Here is a 21,840-nt window from a genome sequence, read left to right as displayed (position 1 = left end):
TCCGTCCGGCTTATTTCTCCGGTCGCATGGTCGGGAAGAGGATGACGTCGCGAATGGATTCTGCGCCGGTGAGCAGCATGGTAAGGCGGTCCACACCGATGCCGAGCCCGGCGGTCGGCGGCATGCCGTACTCCAGCGTTTCCACATAATCCTCGTCGAACGTCATGGCCTCCTCGTCGCCGCGCGCGCGCAGGGCGGCCTGCTCCATGAAGCGCTGCTTCTGATCGATGGGATCGTTGAGCTCGGAAAACGCGTTGGCGATTTCCTGCCCGTTGATGTACAGCTCGAAGCGCTCCACCAGGCCCGGCTCGGTGCGGTGCTTCTTCGCCAGTGGCGAGAGCTCAAGCGGATAGTCGGTGATAAAGGTCGGTTGAATGAGCTTGTGCTCGACGCGTTCCGAAAAGATTTCGTCAATGATGCGTCCGGGCCCATCACTGTCCTCCAACTCCACGCCCAGGTGCTTCGCGGCGGCACGCAGCCCCGCTTCGTCCTTGCTGCGCAAATCCTCGCCGGTATGCTCGAGAATGGCTTCGAACATGGACACTCTGCGGTACGGAGGGGTGAAGTCAATCACCTGCCCGCCGACGGTGGCCGTGGCGGCGTTGTTCACCGCTGTGTTGATGTCGCCGAGCATGGTCTCCACGAGTTCCATCATCCAGCGGTAATCCTTCCACGCCACGTACAGCTCGAGCATGGTGAATTCGGGATTGTGGTTGCGGTCCATGCCCTCGTTGCGGAAATCCTTGCTTATTTCATACACGCCGTGGAAACCGCCAACGATGAGGCGCTTGAGATACAGCTCGTCCGCGATGCGCAGATACAGCGTCATGTCCAGCGCGTTGTGATGCGTGATGAAGGGACGCGCGGCGGCTCCTCCGTAGAGCGGTTGCAGCACGGGCGTCTCCACCTCGATGTACCCGCGGCTGTCGAGAAAATTGCGCATCGCCCGTACGAGCAGTGAGCGCTTGATGAAGGTTTCCTTAACGCCCGGATTGAGAATGAGGTCCAGCGGACGCTTGCGATACCGAAGTTCCTTATCCGCGAACTGATCGAACACCACCTTGTTGCCGTCCTCGTCCGTCTTCTCTTTTGGCACGGGGAGAGGACGCAGGGACTTGGCGAGCAGCGTCAGCGCGGAGGCGTGCACCGAAATCTCGCCCATGCGCGTGCGGAACACCGTACCGCTCACGCCTACGATGTCGCCGATGTCGAGCAACTTGATCGTGTCGTAGGTGTCGTCGCCGAGATCGTCTTTTTTCAGGTAAATCTGAATCTTGCCGGTGTGATCCTGCAAATGGGCGAAGGTGGCCTTGCCCATGCGGCGGATGGTCATCAGCCGACCGGCGATAGCAACCTCGCGCGGCGGCGCATCATCGGAAAATGCGTCGAGAATGTCGGCTGCCCCGGCGTTGACCGGAAACTCATAGGCATAAGGTTGCACGCCCCGTGCGAGCAGCTCCTCGTACTCTTCCAGGCGCCGCTTCATCAGGTCGTTCAGATCGTCGTATAGCTCGTGCTGCATATTGTTTTGTAGAAAACGTTTCGGATACGTCGGATCATGAAAGTACCAAGCATGGGACTGAAATACAACTGTGCCGGTATGCGCCGGGAAAATTCAAGGTGCTTCCTCGCGCAGGAGTGTCAAATGGGGCGGGAATTCCGTCCTGTGCGGCAGTAAGCGTGCAGCGCGGCAGGGAAATCCGGTGGCAAGGCGGAGACGCTTGCACGGTATCGGGAGGGTTCGGAAAGTACCTTTATTTCCATCAGAAAATCCTACATATTTCCATGTTTCAGGAAACAGCATCCTTGTCGGATGTCGTGACAACTTCGCCGGTAACAGAGAAACCATGTCTGCGCGTACCTTTTTCGTCGCCCTTTTGTTGACAGCCACAATCGACGCCATGGCGCAAGGCGTCATCTCGGGTACCGTGCAGGAGCAGGGATCCGGCGAAGCCGTGATAGGTGCGAATGTCGTGCTGGCGGGTACGGGCAAAGGCGCCGCGACCAATCGCTATGGGTACTTCGCCATCGCCGGACTGACACCCGCCACCTACACCGTGCGCATCAGCGCGGTGGGCTACAAGCTCTGGACCAAGGACGTTGTCATAACCAATGCCGATGAAATGCGCCTGCGCGTGGCTCTCGAACCGTCGGTCATCGAACTCGGTGAAGTGAGCATAGAGGCCGAGCGGCAGACGGGCGAAGAGCGTCGTGTCAGTTCCGTGAACCTGCCCATCGAGCAGATTCTGCGGCTGCCCTCGCTGGGCGGCGAAGTGGATGTGTTTCGCGCTCTGCAATTGCTTCCCGGCGTCAAGGCAGCTTCGGAAATCTCGAGCGGTCTGTACATCAGAGGCGGCAGTCCGGATCAGAACCTGATTCTCCTTGATCGCATGGTGCTGTACAATCCCTCGCATCTCGGCGGCTTCCTCAGCACCTTCAATGCGGACGCCATCAACAACGTCACCTTGATCAAGGGCGCCATGCCGGCGGAGTATGGCGGACGGCTCTCGTCGGTGGTGGATATTTCCATGCGCGAGGGGGGGCAGGATCGCATTCGCGGTGCGGGCGGCATCAGCATGATCGATTCGCGTCTCACCATCGACGGGCCGATCAACGAAGATGCCACGTTTATGCTCTCAGGGCGGCGCGTCTATCTGGACTGGCTGGTGGATCTGATGAGCAGCGAAGGATCGTTGAACTACTACTTCTACGATTTTGTCGCGAAGAGCAATTACCGTCTGGGTGAAAACGACCGTCTGTTTTTCTCCGGTTTCTTCGGGCGCGATGTCATGGGAGAACCGTTCGACGACGAGGACGAATTCAACGTCTCCTGGGGCAACAGCTCGGGCAATCTGAGGTGGACACACATCTTCGGGAGCAAGCTGTTCTCCAATGTCTCCGCCGTGGTGAGCGACTATCGTTTCAGCTCAGAGTTCGAGGAGTGGGACAACACGCGCTTCAAGGCGGTGAGCGGCATACTCGACTATTCGCTCCGGGGTGAGCTGGAATATTTTCATTCCGCGGATCACACGGTCAAAGCAGGAGCCGAGCTGACGCTGCACACCTTCACATCCGAGGCCTCGTCGAATTACAATGAATTCGACGAATTCGATCCGCATCTGCCCACGCATCGCGGCACCGAGCTGTCGTTGTTTCTGCAGGACGAGTGGCAGGTGAACGAGCGACTCACCGCGCAGCTCGGAGGCAGGGCGTTTTACTTCGACCGCGGTCCGTATTTTCGTTTCGAACCGCGGCTGGCGGCATTTTACACGCTGGACAATGAAGTGACGCTGAAGGCCGCATTCATCGGCGCGAATCAGTTTCTGCATCTCGTCACCCGCAACGACATTTCGCTGCCTACGGACATGTGGTTCCCTTCCACCGCTTCGCTGCCGCCGTCGTACGCACTGCAGTATGTGCTCGGCGCCGGTCGCGATTTCTACGACGGGATGTACAATGTCTCCATCGAGGGTTACTACAAGAGCATGAAAAATCTGCTCGAGTTTCGCGACAACGCCTACTTCTCCTTATTCGCGCCGCTGGAGCAGGAGCTCACCCGTGGAGACGGCGAAAGTTATGGCATGGAGTTATTCATTCAGAAGCGCAAGGGGAGTTTCACCGGCTGGCTGGGCTATACGCTGGCGTGGACAGACCGTACTTTTCCGGAACTGAACGACGGAAGGCCCTATCCGCCGCGGTATGATCGAAGGCACGACATCTCTCTGGTGCTGAATTATCGGCTCGGCGAGCGCTGGGAGTTCACCGGTGTGTGGGTGTACGGCACGGGACAGGCCTTCACTTTCCCCGTAGCGCAGTATCAGCTGGATGTGAACGACCCGGTGAAGTTTCTGTACAGTGAACGCAACGGCTATCGCATGGATGCCTATCACCGATTGGATCTGAATTTCAGCTATGCGTTCAGTTGGTTCGGCTGGGCCTGGAAAGCGAGCATCAACCTGTACAATGCCTATAATCGCATGAATCCCTTCGCGCAATATCTGGATTGGGATTACGATTGGGACAATGACAGCAGCGGTTACAAGATGAAAAAAATCACACTCTTCCCGATTCTCCCCACCTTTGGACTGAGCTTCACGTTCTGATATGAAACACCTACCGATACTCCTCATGGCGTTGCTGTTCATCTCCTGCGAAACGGATGTGAACAATCCGGATTGGCCGGATCATGAGCCCAAACTCGTCATCACCGCAAGCGTACGTCTGACAACGGATTCCGCCTTTGTCTTTTGCCGTGTGTCGCGGACGATGGGATTGGGCGAGGATTTCCGCATGGATCGCGCCATGGTGAACGATGCCGAGGTGAACATCCTCAATGACGGGAAAGCGCGTGCCATTCCCTACCGGCAGAATTATGATCCCTTCACAAGCGATGCGAACTATGTGGCGGTGTTCCCGCGGGGATCGTTTACCGAGTACACGCTCACCGTGCGACGCGGGGAGCTTTATGCGCGTGCCACGCTGACTATTCCCGATCTCCCTCTCGCGATGGACACCGTGATCGTGCGGCGTATGCAATTCGGCACCTGGGTGGAGCGGGAGCTGCAGTACGTTTTACGGACGCCACTGAACCGCGTCCGCTATGATATGGTACTCGAGGAGCGGATGGGTAGCGGAGTGTGGCTCGAAGTGCCGTGGGGACCCTGGTCGTTTCTCGACGCCGTGTGGACCAATCCCACGACGGGGTCCTTCCGCTACGGTTCCTATTTGAACAGCATACGGGGTCGTTACACCATCACCGCGCGTTCCCCCGAATACAACAATTACGAAAATTCCCGCTGGAATTCTGATCCTTCCGGTTCCCCCTTTGAACCCGATGCCAAGAATCCGCCGTTCAATATCACCGGCGACGGTATAGGATTTTTCTGGTATGAGCTGGTGGGCGAGCCTGTGGAGCTTCGTTATTGAACAGGTTTTGCAATGAGTGACCAACGCCCCGAACCCGCACCCTCCACGCTGTACGTCGTCTCCACGCCCATCGGCAACATGGACGACATCACCTTGCGCGCCCTGCGCATTCTCGGTGCAGTGGATCTGATCGCCGCTGAAGACACGCGCACCACCGGCAATCTGCTGCGGCACCACGGCATAGGCACGCCTTGCCTGAGCTACTTCAGTCACAACGAGCGTCAGCGCATACCGCAGTTGCTGGAGCATCTGCGCAGCGGGAGGACGCTGGCGGTGGTGTCCGACGCGGGCACGCCCGGACTGTCCGATCCCGCGGCGCTGCTCATTGCGGCCGTGATCGAGGAGGGACTGGAGGTGATCGCCATTCCCGGCGCGTCGGCAGCTCTCGCCGCGCTTGTGTCGAGCGGACTGCGCATGGACCGCTTCCATTTCGAAGGTTTTCTCCCAATCAAGAAACGCCGGCAGACGCGCATCCGCGAACTCGCGCTCGAAGCACGCACCATCATTTTCTACGAGTCCGTACACCGCCTGCTGAAAACTCTGCGCGAGCTGCACGCCGCAATGGGCGATCGCCGCGTATCCGTTTCCCGCGAAATCACGAAAAAATTCGAGGAAACAGTGCGCGGCAGCTTCTCCGAAGTCATCGCGCATTTCGAGGCGCACCCCCCGCGCGGAGAGTTCGTGATTGTGGTGGAGGGGGGAGATATTGCCATTGAAGAAAATTACCAAAAGCAGCGGTAGCCATCGAAAAAGGAAGACCGATGAGCAGCAACGGACGTAACGGAATCCTCTTCTCCCTGCTTGTGAGTGTATTAATTTCCTGCTCACAAGATATCCACGATGTGAAAATCACCTCCGAAAACCTCCGCGAAGTCGTGCAGGACATTGCAACCTCGAATCTCTCCGAAATGGAGAAACGCAACCTCCTCGCATATCACGAGGAGTGGATGATCGGTTACGGCTACAACGAAGATTCGAAACCACCAATGCCTGACCTCACCGTCGGTGAGATTCTCGAAAACCAGAGAGATCGTAAAAGCATGCAGGATGCGCATCTCTCGATGCTGAACAAGCTGGGAAGATCCTTTTTCACCACCGACGGCGATATCGGTGAAACAATGAGCATGCAAACTTTCGCCGCATTGCCGATAACGGAGTACACGCGGCACAAGCGCACGGTCAACGCCCAGCGCTCGGCAAGTTTCGTCCTCTCGAATTTCAGGGAGTTGTACCACCGGCTCCCGCCTCACCCCGAGGCCCTTGCCACGGACACACTCACTCCCGGCCTCCGACTCGCAAACGGAGTGATCATGGAGACGCCGTGAATTGGTGAAGAGTGAAAGTAAAGAGTGAAGAGCAAAGAGGCGATATGCACCTATGTCAGCAAACAGGAGCCCTTTACCCTTCACTCTTTACTCTTAACCCTGTCACGACCCCTTTACCCTTTACTCTTCACCCTTCACCACCTTACAGCTCATACTCCACACCAATGATCGGCAGCACGCCCCATTGATACAGGCGCTTGGGCTGCTTGTTGACCGTGTCCCAGATGTATGCGGCAACGTTTTTGCGGTTGTACACATTCCACACGCTGAGGTAGAGCACGAGATTCGATGAGGCGAAGTGGAAGCGATGGTCCACGCGCAGGTTCATCGAATGATAGTCCGGATGCCGCTCGCTGTTGATGCGCGCCTCATCCAGCACCTCGGTGTCGTTGGCACGCGATGCCTCGATGTCGAACGGCGTGTAGGGTACGCCGCCGGCAAATATCCAGCGCAGACTCAGCTCCCAATTCTCATCGATTTTGTATCCGCCTTCGATATTGAACTGCACGCGGTTGTCGTACACGCGCGCATAGGTTGCGCCGTCGGCACCGGTGTATTCTGAGCGAGAGAGCGAGGCGCTGGCGAGACCGTACACATCTCGCGCCAGCTTTTTCTGCAGAATCACCTCTCCGCCGTACGAGCGCGACGTACCGACGTCCGTGAGCGGTCCGTGTCCCGTGAAGAATCCGTAGCGGTACGACAGCTCATCCACCAGAAAAAGCGCCGGCTGCGCTGGATCGATGGGGAAGCGCTCGCCCTTCTTGTAATAGCCCTCCACGGTTAGCATCGTGCTCTCGGTAAGCAACTGCGAGATGCCCAGCACGGCCTGCGTGGAGCGCGGATTGCGAAGTTTTTCGTTGCTCCTGTCCTGCGCAAGCAGCAACAACGGCAGAGTCTGCGTGTATATGCCGGCACCCGCGCTCACCGTCGTGGTTGCACCCACACGGTACGACGCCGACACGCGCGGCGACAGCTTCGTGCTGCTGTTCCAGCTGCTGTGATCCGCTCGCAGTCCGAACGTGACGCTCAGTGGCGCTGCCGGTGTGATGCTCATCGAAGCATGGAGTCCCAGCAGTGTGGATGAAACGTCCTCCGCAAACAGGCGCTCCGGTTGCGACATACCAAGCGCATCGGGTATGGCTGCGTAGCGATTTTCATAGCTGTTCCACAATCCCTTTGCATCGAAGCCGGCTTCAATTGACGCTGCGGCGCCCAGGCGCACATGCGTGGCGCTGCGCAGCGCGAGCCAGCTCTCCCGCGAGTCGTTAGAAAACACATCCTCGTTCGAGCCCGTCTTCCTGAAGCGCTCCCTGAACCACATGCCCGTATACGACAGTGTACTCGTGCTATACACGCTTTCGCTCCACATCGCGCGCCAGGAGAGGCCCAGAGTGCCGTTGTAGATGTTCTGCGGACCGTAATACTGCATGTCGTTGTCCACTGCCGCCTGCGCGTCGGGATCGTTGTGATCGTCGCTGAACTGCCCAAGCACGCTCAGCCGATGCGCGGCCGAGGGATTGAGTACGATTTTCGCATGCGCATCGCCATACCAGGGAGCGACGGTGCTGCCGACGTCCACAGCCTTTACGAGAAGATCGAGATAGCTTCGCCGCGCCGAGAGCAGATACGATCCGCTGCCGAGCGGACCCTCGATTTGCGCACCGAAGCCAGCGAAATTCAGATCAAGCTGCGCGTCGGTGGCTTCGCGGTTACCGTCGCGCAGCGTGATATCCATGACAGCCGAGAGCTTGTCGCCGAAACGCGCGGGGAAGCCGCCGGCCAGGAAGCTCACGTCGCCGATCATATCCACAGGCAGAATGCCGAGGGGTCCGCCCGAACTGCCCTGCGCGGGGAAATGGTTGATGTTCGGTATTTCTATACCATCGATGAAGAAGGCGTTTTCCAACGGACTCCCTCCGCGAACGATAAGGCTATTGGACTGATCGTTGACCTTGGCCACCGAGGGCAGCACCATCATGATGCGGCTGACATCGCCAGCGGAGCCGGGTGAGCGACGGATTTCTTCACCCGAGAAGCCCGCCAGACTCACCGGCTCGGACTCGCGCTTGCGGAAATATCCGGCCGTCACCTCCACCTCATCGGTTTCGAAGGTAGCGGAGGTGAGTCGTGCCTCCACGAACGTGACGCGTCCCGGCCGCACAACCACATCCGTAATCACCGCCGCTTCATAGCCCATGAAAGTCACACGCAACGACCAGGTCCCGACCGGGACGTTGCCAAGCTTATAGCGGCCTTGGGCATCGGTAGCGGTGCCGAACGTGCTATTGATGAGAAGAATATTCGCGCCGGGCAGGGGTGCTCCTCCGGACGCATCCGCAACGGTTCCATGAATGGAGCCTGTCGGAGCGCTTTGTTGCGCGTGAGAGAAGTCGGTAAACGAATACAGAAGGAGAATGGTGATATAGAGAAGGGTGCGAAGCGTGGAAAACATGAAGAGGTCCTTGTGAAGGTGAGAAAAAAACAACGACCGCATGATACGCCAAAGGTCACCCGGTATCGCTCACGCCCATAGGATCGAACCATCACAGGACGTTCGATCCCGTGGGGAGGAACGCGCGAAGCGAAAAAATGTAAAAACGGATTCGTCTCAGCCGGGGAAGCGGGTAGCGGAATGATGCACGGGATTGACTGCGTAGGACAATGCTTACCCTTCGCATCCGTTCAGGGTCGGCTCATTCATATCGTCGGGATCGTATATCATCGCTGAATTGCATCGGCTTGCCGCAGTCGTAAAAGCAAGCGGCGTCAAGAGGATACGCAGAGGTACGTTCGGCCTGGTGAGTGCCGAGACCGATTCATCAGCAATGAAATCAGATTTTCGTAACGGCGCGAATATCCCTCCGCTGCTGATCGTCGGAGTTGAGAAGCACCGTTCAGCCAGGCATCGGTATCCCGGGCGCGAAGGTACTTCGGATACGGTAGAGTGTATCCCGGAGAAAGGAGAAGCGAGTCAATCCGTATGACAGTCGTGGTATGGTTTTGATGCCGCTGCACAATGGCGTATATTTAAGTGCCGTCAAAGGACGGCTTATCTCCCATCCATTTCGTACTTAAGGGAAGTATGAGAGAACGTGAGTGCCGAGGGGTGCTCGAAATCGAATCAAAGGGGTTCGGATTCCTGCGCCAGTTCTCGAAGGAATTTTACCGTACCCAACACGACCCGTACGTCTCTACGGGGATGATCCGCGAGTTCGCTTTGCGGGAGGGTTGTTATGTGACCGGCATAGCGAGAGAGAAGAACCATCAGGTTCAACTCGCGTCCATTCACGACATCAATGGCATTCCCCCCACGCAGTATCAGCATGTTTTGGAACTGACGCGGCAAACCGCCATCGCACCGGATAAAAGAATTCGCCTTGAGTGCGGGGATACTACGACGCGCGTCATAGATCTCATCACACCGATAGGCCGTGGACAGCGCGCATTGATCGTCTCTCCGCCTCGTGCCGGGAAAACTGTGCTGATGCAGAAAATTGCCGAGGCCATATCCCGGAATCATCGCGATCTGGAGCTCCTTCTTCTGTTGGTGGACGAACGACCTGAGGAAGTGACGGAAATGGAGCGGGCTGTGCGGGCAAGGGTTTTCGCAAGCAGCAACGACAGGGATTTTGCTTCGCATGCACGCATCGCACATCTGACGCTTGAATACGCCAAGAGACAGGTGGAAGTGGGGAAGGACGTCGTCATCCTCCTCGATTCGCTTACGCGCCTCGGACGCGCGTTCAATGCCGGGATTAAAGGCAGCGGTCGAATCATGTCCGGCGGCATCGACGCCCGGGCACTTGAAATACCAAAAAGGATTTTCGGTGCATCACGCAATATCGAGCATGGAGGATCGCTTACGATACTCGCCACGATACTCGTGGACACCGGGTCCGCCATGGATGAACTGATTTTTCAGGAATTCAAGGGAACAGGCAACGCCGAAATCGTGCTTGAGCGCGAGCTCGCCGATCAGAGAATTTTCCCCGCGATCAACATTCAGCTTTCGGGTACCCGAAAAGAGGAGCTGCTCCTTGGTGCTGATCTCGAGGCGCATTACAAACTTCGTCGTGCGCTCCTCGAAGGGACCAATCGCGAGGCGATGCAGGGTTTGCTGGATCTGATGCGGCGCTCCCGGAGCAACCGTGAGCTGTTGATGCAGATCGAGGCCATGAATCTCGATAGTCTCTTCACCGGCAATGGCGGGGGAGCCAGACGCTCGCGCAGACGAATGACCTGAGAACGCTCAAAGCCTCTGTCGCAGCAAGCACCCTACGTGCCCATCACCAGACAAGAAGTCAATGCGATGCTCCGTTACGGCGTTGTGGCATTTCCGTTTCGACATCTATCTTCCGGAGCACAACAGAGGGAAGCTGTCACGCAGAGGGTTTTTTTGCCAGCATACGGACCACGGCAGCTTCACCATCGTGATACGGGCCCTCTTTCAGAATCACCGTTTTTTCTTCCAGAGACACCAATTCCAGACGAGAAAAATCCTGTCGTACGATGTCGGCCGAATAGAGTAATTCTGCGTCCTTCGGTCCGCCGCTCGCAAAATTCCGTTGTGCGGGTGTGAACGCCTCCAGCACAAGCAATCCTCCGGGTCGCAATGCGTCGACACAGCGCTGATGCACCATGCCCCGAAATTCGGGTGGGAGGTGCACAAAAATCAATCCGACAACATCGAACGCCCCCTTCTCCGGTTCGAAATTTTCCAGCCGATCAACCACGTATTTCAGCGAAACCTTGTACTGTGAGGCCAGTCGCATTGCTTTATTCCGACCCTCTTCACTGAGATCCACAGCGAGCACATCCCAGTTCAGGCGTGCGGCGAACACCGCATTGCGACCTTCACCGTCTCCGGGCAAGAGAATGCGACCTGCCGGCAATGACGTGAGCGTTGACGTGAGGTAGGAATTCGCCTCGATGCCGTAGGCGAATTCCTGCGACGCATATCGCTGATTCCAGAACACTTCATCCATCGCGCATTCCTCGATTGGTCCGATTTCATCCATCATTCAGACGCAGGGCGACGCCGTAAAAAAAACGGCCTGGCGAGCGTATACGTTCTGTCTTCGAAGAAAAATCCTCCGGCGTAGCTGCCATATCCGTACATGCGACAAACAGCTTCGGAAAGCCTTGCCGAGTGATCTTTCCGGGAACATCCGATGCGCAGCCCGTGCAGAAAACCTTTCACAGCATTCAGACCACACCCGTGCAGCACAGAGGCGATGGATCTGCCCAGCGCAATACGTATAGCCCGAAACAGCACCAGACGGAGCGGGAATCTGGTAAGAAGGATGTAGAGAATATTTCGGGATGTGTAGTATATCCGTCGGCAATCGCTCCCGGTACTCCCGGCAGGTTTGCGGTGTATGGGGGAGGCGATGTGATTCACCGTCAGGCCCGAATAGTACAGAGTGGAATACCCCGCGTTCCAACTACGCATGGAGAATTCGATTTCATGCTCGTACAGGAAAAGCTCTTCATCAAAACCGCCGATCTTCTGATACAGCGAACGACGGATAATGACCCCGCACCCAACGAAAGAAAGCACCGGCCCCTCGGGAAAAGTGGCCGTCTCCACTCGATTGTCCCGCTCATTGAACACGCGGAGCGCGAGAATACCGCATTCCTCATGCTCATCGAGATAGCGTAATGCCTTATCGTATTCCGGATCAATCGGATAGCTGTCGTCGTCGAGCAGAAGCATGTAGTCCCCGCAGGCCGCAGCCATACCCGCATTCCAACCCGCGATGCCGATATTGCTTTCCAGAGATATGCACATGACCGCCGGAAATTCCTGTGCGACCATGCTGATACTGCCGTCGGTGGACGCATTGTCCACGACGATGATCTGCATCGGCAAAGCCGACGCAGCGGTAAGCCTGGAAAGGACGCGCGAGAGATCGGACTTCCTGTTCCAGCTGAGAATGATACAGGATACGCGGATACGCGGGTCATTCATGTTACAGAAACACCCTGTTGAAAATTGCCAGAGACTGGGCGACAACCTGATCCATGTTCAGGTATTTGTACGTTCCGAGACGGCCGGCGAAGGTCACAGAGGCGACGGATTCGGCAGCCGCTTTGTATTTCGCATACAGCGAACGGCTTTCGGAAGAAGGCACAGGATAGAACGGCTCGCCATCCTCCGAGGGATGCTCGAAGGCGATGGTGGTGAAGTCGGCAGTTTGTCCGGTGATATGCTTGTACTCGATCGTCCGCGTATAATCGAAATCGTTCGGATAGTTTATCTGCGCAACCTCCTGCAACAGATGTGCACGATGAGACTCGTAGGTGAAATACAGAGAGCGGTACGGGAGCCTCCCGAAGCGGTAATCGAAATATTCATCAATCGGTCCTGTATAGATGAGATGCTTCCAGCGTACTCCGTTCAGAGAACGAAAATCCACACCAGTCTGCACCTCGATCAGAGGATGGGCCAACATGTTTTGAAACAGGACGTGATACCCGTCCCGCGGCATACACTGGTACCGATCGTCAAAGTACCGGTCGTCCTCATTCGCGCGGATGGGAAGCCGGCCGCATACCTGAGGGGAGAGGTGCGCGGGATCCACACCCCAATGCTTACGGCTATATCCACGGTATAATTTGTCGTAGAGGCGCCGTCCGGCTTTGGCCAGCACGAAGTCTTCCGAAGTGAGGATATGGGGGATGTGCTCGCGTTCACGATCCAGGAACGCAGAAATTTCTTCTTCGGATCGCAGATCGAGATCGAAGAGCGTATTGATTGTCGTACGGTTGACCGGCATGGGAACGAGTTTCCCGTCAACAGAGGAGAGTACCTTGTGCTCGTACGGACGCCATGCGGTGAATTGTGACAGGTATTCGACAACATTCAAATCATTTGTATGAAAGAGATGCGGTCCATACGCATGAATCCGTACACCCATGTCATCTGTCGTATCGTACGCATTACCACAGATATGATCGCGTCTGTCGATGATGAGTACCGTCTTATCAAGCTGTGATGCCAGCCGTTCCGCCAGCACCGCACCGGCGAATCCCGCACCAACAATTACTACATCGTAGGCCATACTATGATACAACGCTATTCGTGAGAGGCATCGGGAATGCGCAATCCGGGAATCGGAAGCCGCCACACAAATATGGATAAGAACATTGCCGCTGTGAAAAGTGAAGCCGCTACTCCTGAACTCCATGCGGGAGGAGCCATGCTGCCCGACGCGAGAGCCACTGCAAAGAGGACAGGTGCGAGGAGAACCTTCCACTGGACCGGAGATTGCCGACCAACGACCCGCATATACGCGCGGACACTCATGGCGAGAACGTAGGTCTCAGTGATCAATGTAGCGATTGCCGCGCCGGTAATACCCCATCGATGGCTCAGGACAACACTTGCTGCAAGATTCAATAGTCCGGCGGATACCACGATGGTGAGATACTTGCGCTCTTCGTTCCACAAAAGAAGGGGGTTCGCGAAGCTCATGTTGAAAAACACAACCCACAGCGCTACAGAAAGGATCCTCAGAGGTACAATACCGCCGGAGTATGCCAGGCCGAACACGGCAGGCAGTACGACAGGCGCGAGTATAAACAGGTTCCCGCAGAGCAGGCCGCCGATGAAAGACATGGACTGCAAGAGTGTGCCGATGCAACGCCGGCGCTCTCCCGCGGAGGAGGCGCTGCCGATGCGCGCCATGTGTACCTGTAAAAGGATCCCCGGAACGAAAGCCAGCGCAGCCGTGACCCGCTGCCCCGCCGCATAGATGCCGAGTTGCTCCGCCGCGACTATCGCACCTACAACGAGGACGTTCAGCTGCAAATAGAGAATGACGGAGATCTGTGATATGCCGAGTATCGTCGACGCTTTCAGTGCTTGTCGCGACCGTTGAAGAATCCCCGCTATCCGCAGGTGCAAATCCGGACGTCCCCTGCTGTGCGAGAATATCGTGCCGGCCAGGACTGCCCCGGCAAGCGAAACAGGAATCAGGACCACGGTGCCGCTCAAGAGGGAGATTGCGCCGAGACAGAGGAAGTAACACGTAGCCTGCACAAGCATGCGGGCGCCGATAAGATGATTCCTCTCCTGTCCGATGAAGAGAAAATCGAGGCTGAAGACGCTGAAAATCAGCGGAAGGCCGAAGAGATACAAGACTGTGTCATGAATGCCGGTTGAACCGAACAACATGGCGACAAACGCAACATACAGGAATACGACCGGAATCGAGAGCATCAGCTTGGTGCTGATGACCTCTGAGGTGATCAAGCGTACATTGTCCGGCTCGGATGCGACACGCCGAATGCCGTACGTGTCCTGACCGAAGACAATGATCGCGGAGAAAACCGTCAAGAGCGTGCTTCCAAGAGCGATGATGCCCAGGACATCGGCACCGAATGCGCGCGCAATCACGACCATACCGGCGAAGCCGAGAATCCTGGCGACTATCTCGCCCGCCGAGAGTGCCAGCGCTTGTCGGCTTGAACTGATAGGGTAGGCGGACATGCTGATGTGCCTTCGCTTCGATTATTGCCCTGAAATGACCCGCGCAAATCCCACCGCGCGGGTTACACCACCGAACTGATCGTCGTCGTAATACACGACGGCCCAATACAGGTTCTGTGCTGCCCAGGAATTGCCCTCCAGAGAGATCCAGTCGGCATCGCGGACGTAACGTGCTTCCTCGTCGTAATTTCCGAGCACATACAGATAGTCATACGATCCGCGAAGCAGACGACGATCCAGCAAATAATGACCGGAGCTTTCGTCGTACGTCATACGGTCCGCCGGCTGAGGATCCCAGTTATTGAAAATCCCTGCGACGAACACGTCCCTCCCACGAATGCGCGGATGTTCCAATTCAAAGCGCACACACAGGTACTCGGTATCCCAGGATCGTAACGGCGGTGTTATGGCAGATCCGAAATGCACAGCGGGATCTGCGGAAAAAAGATATCGGGTTACGTCGGGGCCACCAAAGCGGGTAATCACTGTTGAAGAGGGATAGACGGCGGGACGACTGAAATCGAAATTGCGGGGGCTGTTGCCCGGCAACATGTTTCGCAGGGTAAGCACCTTTTGCTTCAGACCGAGGCCTTCAACGAAGGTATGAGGTTTGAAGTCGTAACTGTCCACGCGTTCGGCGTCGAACAGGTTAAAATTCTTGTAGAAATCCGCAGTCCGTACAAAATCAGCAAATAACCGGTCCGGCACATCGATGTGGAGCCGTAGCCGGTGCACCTGATCCAGAGGCGAATCGAAGTCCGTCCAGAAATCGTTGTAGACCTGCAGCCCGCAGCGAACAATGGGTTCGACGCAAATGAAACGCCCCGAGGCGTAGACCTGTGAATCGTCAAATTCATCCGTGATCTCAAAGATCCAGTTTCCCGAATACAGAAAGCGGACGAAAGGATGATCCACGCTCGGGAAACGATTCTCAAATCTCCAGGAAAACCCTCTATCGCCGGCAATTGATGGCTCGTAAAACAGCGTACGCGTGAACGTAAAAAAATCGTCGCGGACGAACAGGTCGGTATCGATGTTCCAATCCTTGTCGCAATGCCGGAAGCGGATCTTCAATCGTGGTGGTGCCTGTTCCTCCACATCGAATCGAATCGTGATGAAATCAGGCAGGGTTGAGGAGGCGGTCGTTCTTCCGCTGTCCGCTTTCGCGAGTACGGGTAGGTTTCGTTCATCGCTTCCGCCGAACACGCGAAGGCCCCGAATGAATGGCGGAGTCGGGCACGGATCCGGCTGCGCTTGCGCGAACGACGCTATCGCTTGAAAAGAGAGGAGCAGAAACACGATACTTTTCATAAAAATGAAACTACGTCCGCAGGGTATAACTTCCAATGCGTAAGGATATTTCCCGTGAGCGGCTCACCCTCCTGACCGGTATCAACGGTCCCTTTCGTCTGTCCGCTGCGCCCGGAGAGCACGTTATCCGTCACTTCAGGCGGTAAGTAGATCGTTTGTATCCACTTAGGGAAAAAAATCTTCAAACAAGGGAGGGCTGATCCATATGAAAAATTCTGATTGGTGTACTAAAGATGTACATCTTTAAACGTCTCTCGTAACATCGTATATATCAATGCTTTGCAGGTTTTTTGGCCTTCTCGCAAGTGTATTATATCAATACAATATAAAGTGAAATCTAACGGATATAAGGCGTCGGCTCCCTGCATCATGGCCCATGTTACTTATTTTTAATGTTGTTGTAAGAAAAAATTTAGTATATTCTCGGCAATCGGTGTAGCAGAGGTTGTCCAACTCCGATTGTGAGTCTTGCTCGAAATATTCTGACGATTCGGTCTCTATTGTATCACCAATCGCAGGAGGATTGATCATCCGGACGAAGCCCGTCGCCTGGCGAGGCGGCAATGGGTGATTTCCGCATTGGTCACATCGTACATCATCGCTGTTCGCAGGAGAGAGAGTACTGTTGCGCGGACGGGTAACCGTTCGCGTATGCCTGCATATGTTTCAGCGAACAACCACTATAACAGAAATATTGCTCTCCTGATATGCCGCGCTTCGGATGCGGTTGCGGTGCAAGTGGGAGCCGAGCAACGGAAAGTAAAATTCTATTTGCAGAATTAATGGTCGGTATTTTTGTAATTTAACGTATTGTATTTACTAAAGTTAGCGTTTTCGAAGCGACAGATATGAACGACTATCAACATCTACCACTCATCACAAGGAACATGGTATGAAAAACCCAACCGCTACCCAGATCATCCCCTCGCAGGTCATTGACAAGCTGTATGTGGACGCCCCGGTCGCCCCGGCGCAGCCGGAAGTACGCGAACGCACGCGTCCGGTATACACAGGTCTGGAGGATCACAGCATTTCCATCGAAGAAGCGAGCGCTCTGACGCGCAACTATCGCATGCAGGCGGGCGCCGGCGCGATCAAGGGAGGATTCTTCGGCCGCGCGGCCATCGAGCAGGTGCTCTCGCAGGAAGGTGTTGTGGGCATCCGCTACTACTACGCGAAAGAGAACAACGATCGCCCGGTGCTGATCGTGGTGGGCGTCGACGAGAACGGCAAGGATCTCTACGAAGGCTTCGTGTGCGAGCGCGCGGTTCCGTGCCCGCCGTACTGCGGCAGCTTCAACCCGCTCAACAGCTGAAATCCATCCAAAGCGCGTCGAACCTTCAACAGTCAACCAGACACACACACACACGAAGCAAATACACAGGAGCCATATCATGAAGACGAACGAAACCACCCAGATCATCCCCTCGCAAGTCATTGACAAGCTGTATGTGGACGCCCCGGTCGCCCCGGCGCAGCCGGAAGTACGCGAACGCACGCGTCCGGTATACACAGGTCTGGAGGATCACAGCATTTCCATCGAAGAAGCGAGCGCTCTGACGCGCAACTATCGTATGCAGGCGGGCGCCGGCGCGATCAAGGGAGGATTCTTCGGCCGCGCGGCCATCGAGCAGGTGCTCTCGCAGGAAGGTGTTGTGGGCATTCGCTACTACTACGCGAAAGAGAACAATGATCGCCCGGTGCTGATCGTGGTGGGCGTCGACGAGAACGGCAAGGATCTTTACGAAGGCTTCGTGTGCGAGCGCGCGGTTCCGTGCCCGCCGTACTGCGGCAGCTTCAACCCGCTCAACAGCTGAAATCCATCCAAAGCGCGACGAACCTTCAACAGTCAACCAGACACACACACACGAAGCAAATACACAGGAGCCATATCATGAAGACGAACGAAACCACCCAGATTATCCCCTCGCAGGTCATTGACAAGCTGTATGTGGACGCCCCGGTCGCCCCGGCGCAGCCGGAAGTACGCGAACGCACGCGTCCGGTATACACAGGTCTGGAGGATCACAGCATTTCCATCGAAGAAGCGAGCGCTCTGACGCGCAACTATCGCATGCAGGCGGGCGCCGGCGCGATCAAGGGAGGATTCTTCGGCCGCGCGGCCATCGAGCAGGTGCTCTCGCAGGAAGGTGTTGTGGGCATTCGCTACTACTACGCGAAAGAGAACAACGATCGCCCGGTGCTGATCGTGGTGGGCGTCGACGAGAACGGCAAGGATCTCTACGAAGGCTTCGTGTGCGAGCGCGCGGTTCCGTGCCCGCCGTACTGCGGCAGCTTCAACCCGCTCAACAGCTGAAATCCATCCAAAGCGCGTCGAACCTTCAACAGTCAACCAGACACACACACACACGAAGCAAATACACAGGAGCCATATCATGAAGACGAACGAAACCACCCAGATCATCCCCTCGCAAGTCATTGACAAGCTGTATGTGGACGCCCCGGTCGCCCCGGCGCAGCCGGAAGTACGCGAACGCACGCGTCCGGTATACACAGGTCTGGAGGATCACAGCATTTCCATCGAAGAAGCGAGCGCTCTGACGCGCAACTATCGTATGCAGGCGGGCGCCGGCGCGATCAAGGAGGATTCTTCGGCCGCGCGGCCATCGAGCAGGTCTCGCAGGAAGGTGTTGTGGGCATTCGCTACTACTACGCGAAAGAGAACAATGATCGCCCGGTGCTGATCGTGGTGGGCGTCGACGAGAACGGCAAGGATCTTTACGAAGGCTTCGTGTGCGAGCGCGCGGTTCCGTGCCCGCCGTACTGTGGCAGCTTCAACCCGCTCAACAGCTGATTCTCGTGTGTCAGTGACCGATAATACATGAAAGGAAAAAACTATGTTTGAGAATATTTTTCGGCGTCAAGACGCCAGTGAAGAGGCGAAAAAGCCATACGCAGGAGCAGATCTCTATGTTGACGCTCCCATCGCTCCGGCGCAGCCTCATCGGATCGAACGCAGCAGGCCTGTGTTTACCGGGATGGAAGATCATTCGATCAGCCTGGAGGAAGCGAGCAGTCTGACACGGAATTACCGTCAGAGCGCAGCAAACGGATCGGTTAAGGGCAAGTTTTTCAGTCGCGCCGCGATTGAGCAACTGCTCGCACAGGAAGATACCGTCGGAATTCGCTACTACTACGGTATTGACGCTGAAGGAAAGCAGGAGATGGTGCTCGTTGGCGTCAATGGATTGGGGCAGGACCTGGACGAAGGATTCATTTTCGGTCGTCCACTCCCGATCTCGAGATTCCATGCCGAGTCAAACCCGTTAAACTCCTGAAGATTGGAGATATCGCCAGTCGCCCGCTCGCTGCGAAAACGCGCAGCGTGCGGGCGCTGGTTTGTTGCGGGGTGTGAAATATTGTAATTTGAGTAGGATGTTATCCTTGATCCGAAAAGGCGCCTGCCGGTGACATCGGATCCACTATTCTGCCTGGAATCATGGCTGCGGGCATGCAAGACAAACTACAAGACGTAAGAGAAGTTGTCACCTGGATATCCCTGCTTCTCCCTCTCCTGCCACTGGGAGTCGGATTGTGGCAGTTCCGCAACGAGAAAACCTGGCTTCGTTTGCTTCTTCTATTTCTGGCGATTACCCTGCTGTTCGATCTGGCAGGTTACTATGTTGGAATTATTCTGAAAGAGCCGAATGCCAGGATTTACAATGCCTTCCCGCCCGTTGAATTCCTGCTTCTGGGATTGATGTTTTTTACCTGGCATGACGGAAAAACGGAAAAAAGAATCATCGGTATTTTGATCCCTGTGTTTCTGTTGTTCTGGATCATCACCCAGGCAATATCCACACCGCACAACCTCGACAACGTCATTTTGACGGTGGAAAGTGTCCTGCTCGTGATTATCGCGGTGGGAACGCTCTTCCGCTCTATGATGAGAGATACCATACCCGTGCAGAAAAATCCAATTTTTTGGGTATCTTCCGCACTCGTAGTGTACTTTGCCGGAAACCTGATTCTGTTCGCCCTCGCACCTACGCTGCAGCAGGATACGATAGACTCGAAATGGATCTGGGTGTTGCACTCGCTGCTCAACGTCATAAAGAATCTCCTCTTTCTCGGAGGTTTTCTCGCATGTCGGACACGTATCTCCTCATCATCGGCGGGACTGTCGTCCTACTGACACTCGCTCTGGGAATCATTGCTGTCATCATCTTCCAGCAGCGGAAGGTATTTCTTATTCAGCATCAGAATCTCGAAAAGCTTGCCGAGAGCGAAAAGCGCTATCGGCGCCTGGTCAAGCTTTCGCCTTTCCCACTGATTGTGACTGTCGGTGGTCGCATCCACTTTGTCAATGACGCGTGCATGAAACTGTTCGGCGCGATCAACGAGGAGGATCTTCTCACCCGATCGGTGTATGACTTCATGCAGACGAATTTCGACAGGCCGGATCTCAACCGTATGCAGGAGCAGCTCGAATCCGATATGGAAATTGCCGATATCAAGGGACAACTTGAACGTCTTGATGGCTCCATCATCGATATCGAACTGACGGCCGTGCCGATGCTGTTCGATGAAATGAACGCAAAACATATCGTGATCAGAGACATCACGATGCAGGAGCGGCAGAAGGCGGAACTCATTCATGCGAAGGAGCGCGCCGAGCAGTCCGACAAACTGAAGGACGCATTCATTGCCAATATCTCCCATGAAATCCGCACACCGCTGCACATCATCATCGGTTACGGTAATCTCATTACCGGTGAGTTGGTCGGCAAGATGTACCCGGAGATGGAAACCTATTTCCAGGCCATACGGCGCGGGAGCCAGCGTCTGATGCGCACCGTGGAGCACATCCTGAATATTTCGAGCATACAAGTAGGGACGTTTCAGGTGCGTCCGGAGGAAGTGCGTGTGTCGGAGCGCGTTGAAGAGCTTGTACAGGAACTACAATCGCTTGCCCAGAAAAAGGGTCTTGCCCTCAACTTCACAACCGAGTGCCCCGCCGCGATCGTGTACGCGGACCGATACTGCATAGATCAGGCGGTGTCGAATGTCATTGACAACGCGATCAAGTTCACTAAGCACGGAGAGGTGAATGTTCGCGTCTACAATGTGGATCGGCGTGTCTGCATAGAAATCGCCGACACGGGTATCGGAATGTCCCCCGACTATCTTCCGAAAGTGTTCAGCGTATTTTCCCAAGAAGCCACGGGCTATACACGGCCCTTTGACGGCCTCGGGCTTGGCTTGTCGCTCACCAAGCGCTATGTCGAGTTGAACCGGGGATCCATCACGGTGAAAAGCAGGAAGGGAAAAGGCTCGACGTTTACCCTGCAGTTTCTCGCGGATGTCGTGGAGGATGCACATGTATTCGACGATGGTTTCGGCAAGCCTATGCCGGTTGTGCATGCGGTTCAACCATCGAGAGACGTCGAAGGGAACCGTACCGTCCTGTTCGTAGAAGATGATGAGGAGACACAGGAATATATGTCCTCACTGTTGTCGAAACAGTATAATCTGCGCATGGCGTCCAATGCCGCCGCCGCCTGGGCTATTATTGAGGGCGAACGTATCGATCTCGTGCTGATGGATCTTTCCTTGCAGGGAGACGAAGATGGGATTTCGCTCACCAAGCGAATTCGCAGTGACGAGCGATTTTCCACTGTCCCGATTATCGCAGTTACGGCCCACGCATTTCCGAAAGATCGCATCCAAAGTCTTGAAGCAGGGTGTAACGCGTATTTCTCCAAACCCTTTCAAATCGAGGAATTGAAAGCGAGCATGATGAACCTGCTTGGGACGGCGTAA

Annotated in this window: 20 protein-coding genes; 13 read left to right on the top strand and 7 right to left on the bottom strand. The window is 55.7% G+C overall.

What is annotated here, in order from left to right; translation table 11 throughout:
• Positions 1-10: 10 nt before the first annotated feature.
• A complete protein-coding gene (gene lysS, locus M5R41_13080) occupies positions 11-1,522 on the bottom strand; it encodes a lysine--tRNA ligase (protein MCZ7557327.1) in 1,512 nt (503 codons plus the stop codon).
• Positions 1,523-1,847: 325 nt separating this feature from the next.
• Between lysS and M5R41_13075 the strand changes: the two genes are divergently transcribed.
• The 4 genes from M5R41_13075 to M5R41_13060 are packed head-to-tail and all read left to right on the top strand — an operon-like array spanning position 1,848 to position 6,251.
• A complete protein-coding gene (locus tag M5R41_13075; GenBank protein ID MCZ7557326.1) occupies positions 1,848-4,103 on the top strand; it encodes a TonB-dependent receptor in 2,256 nt (751 codons plus the stop codon).
• 1 nt (position 4,104) lies between these two features.
• Positions 4,105-4,926 (top strand): DUF4249 domain-containing protein, encoded by an 822-nt coding sequence (locus M5R41_13070; GenBank protein ID MCZ7557325.1) that lies wholly within the window; start codon positions 4,105-4,107, stop codon positions 4,924-4,926.
• 12 nt (positions 4,927-4,938) lie between these two features.
• The gene (rsmI, locus tag M5R41_13065; GenBank protein MCZ7557324.1) at positions 4,939-5,667 is read left to right on the top strand and encodes a 16S rRNA (cytidine(1402)-2'-O)-methyltransferase; all 729 of its coding nucleotides are present in this window, start codon (positions 4,939-4,941) and stop codon (positions 5,665-5,667) included.
• A 20-nt stretch (positions 5,668-5,687) separates the two neighbouring features.
• Positions 5,688-6,251 carry a hypothetical protein gene (locus M5R41_13060; protein MCZ7557323.1) on the top strand — a complete coding sequence of 188 codons (564 nt, stop codon included), beginning with the start codon at positions 5,688-5,690 and terminating at the stop codon, positions 6,249-6,251.
• Positions 6,252-6,393: 142 nt separating this feature from the next.
• On the opposite strand, the gene M5R41_13055 is transcribed toward M5R41_13060, so the two are convergent.
• Entirely contained in the window at positions 6,394-8,703 is a 2,310-nt protein-coding gene (locus M5R41_13055) for a TonB-dependent receptor (protein ID MCZ7557322.1), read from the bottom strand.
• Between the two features lie 630 nt (positions 8,704-9,333).
• Between M5R41_13055 and rho the strand changes: the two genes are divergently transcribed.
• Positions 9,334-10,494 carry a transcription termination factor Rho gene (rho, locus tag M5R41_13050; protein MCZ7557321.1) on the top strand — a complete coding sequence of 387 codons (1,161 nt, stop codon included), beginning with the start codon at positions 9,334-9,336 and terminating at the stop codon, positions 10,492-10,494.
• A 136-nt stretch (positions 10,495-10,630) separates the two neighbouring features.
• Here rho and M5R41_13045 read toward each other — a convergent pair whose 3' ends face one another.
• The 5 genes from M5R41_13045 to M5R41_13025 are packed head-to-tail and all read right to left on the bottom strand — an operon-like array spanning position 10,631 to position 16,056.
• A complete protein-coding gene (locus M5R41_13045; GenBank protein MCZ7557320.1) occupies positions 10,631-11,236 on the bottom strand; it encodes a class I SAM-dependent methyltransferase in 606 nt (201 codons plus the stop codon).
• 32 nt (positions 11,237-11,268) lie between these two features.
• A complete protein-coding gene (locus M5R41_13040) occupies positions 11,269-12,222 on the bottom strand; it encodes a glycosyltransferase family 2 protein (protein MCZ7557319.1) in 954 nt (317 codons plus the stop codon).
• Between the two features lies 1 nt (position 12,223).
• Complete coding sequence (gene glf, locus M5R41_13035) at positions 12,224-13,315, bottom strand: UDP-galactopyranose mutase (GenBank protein MCZ7557318.1); 1,092 nt, start codon at positions 13,313-13,315, stop codon at positions 12,224-12,226.
• A 14-nt stretch (positions 13,316-13,329) separates the two neighbouring features.
• Positions 13,330-14,745 carry an oligosaccharide flippase family protein gene (locus M5R41_13030; GenBank protein MCZ7557317.1) on the bottom strand — a complete coding sequence of 472 codons (1,416 nt, stop codon included), beginning with the start codon at positions 14,743-14,745 and terminating at the stop codon, positions 13,330-13,332.
• Between the two features lie 21 nt (positions 14,746-14,766).
• Positions 14,767-16,056 carry a DUF5103 domain-containing protein gene (locus M5R41_13025; GenBank protein MCZ7557316.1) on the bottom strand — a complete coding sequence of 430 codons (1,290 nt, stop codon included), beginning with the start codon at positions 16,054-16,056 and terminating at the stop codon, positions 14,767-14,769.
• 892 nt (positions 16,057-16,948) lie between these two features.
• Here M5R41_13025 and M5R41_13020 point away from each other — a divergent pair.
• From M5R41_13020 to M5R41_12985, 8 genes are all read left to right on the top strand, one after another.
• The gene (locus M5R41_13020; protein MCZ7557315.1) at positions 16,949-17,371 is read left to right on the top strand and encodes a hypothetical protein; all 423 of its coding nucleotides are present in this window, start codon (positions 16,949-16,951) and stop codon (positions 17,369-17,371) included.
• Positions 17,372-17,450: 79 nt separating this feature from the next.
• Positions 17,451-17,873, top strand: a complete 423-nt coding sequence (locus M5R41_13015; protein MCZ7557314.1) for a hypothetical protein — start codon at positions 17,451-17,453, stop codon at positions 17,871-17,873.
• Between the two features lie 77 nt (positions 17,874-17,950).
• The gene (locus M5R41_13010; GenBank protein MCZ7557313.1) at positions 17,951-18,373 is read left to right on the top strand and encodes a hypothetical protein; all 423 of its coding nucleotides are present in this window, start codon (positions 17,951-17,953) and stop codon (positions 18,371-18,373) included.
• 79 nt (positions 18,374-18,452) lie between these two features.
• A complete protein-coding gene (locus M5R41_13005; GenBank protein MCZ7557312.1) occupies positions 18,453-18,761 on the top strand; it encodes a hypothetical protein in 309 nt (102 codons plus the stop codon).
• Positions 18,710-18,871 (top strand): hypothetical protein, encoded by a 162-nt coding sequence (locus tag M5R41_13000; protein ID MCZ7557311.1) that lies wholly within the window; start codon positions 18,710-18,712, stop codon positions 18,869-18,871. Before M5R41_13005 ends, M5R41_13000 begins: the two co-directional genes overlap by 52 nt.
• Before the next feature lie 43 nt (positions 18,872-18,914).
• The gene (locus M5R41_12995) at positions 18,915-19,355 is read left to right on the top strand and encodes a hypothetical protein (GenBank protein MCZ7557310.1); all 441 of its coding nucleotides are present in this window, start codon (positions 18,915-18,917) and stop codon (positions 19,353-19,355) included.
• A gap of 173 nt (positions 19,356-19,528) precedes the next feature.
• Positions 19,529-20,212 (top strand): hypothetical protein, encoded by a 684-nt coding sequence (locus M5R41_12990; GenBank protein MCZ7557309.1) that lies wholly within the window; start codon positions 19,529-19,531, stop codon positions 20,210-20,212.
• Complete coding sequence (locus tag M5R41_12985) at positions 20,164-21,840, top strand: ATP-binding protein (GenBank protein ID MCZ7557308.1); 1,677 nt, start codon at positions 20,164-20,166, stop codon at positions 21,838-21,840. The genes M5R41_12990 and M5R41_12985 overlap by 49 nt, the downstream gene beginning before the upstream one ends.

The organism is Bacteroidia bacterium, assembly GCA_027493955.1.
Taxonomy (GTDB): Bacteria; Bacteroidota; Ignavibacteria; order SZUA-365; family SZUA-365; genus JAOSJT01.
The sequence above is the reverse complement of the archived record's forward strand: the minus strand, read 5'-3'. Positions and strand labels throughout refer to the sequence as shown.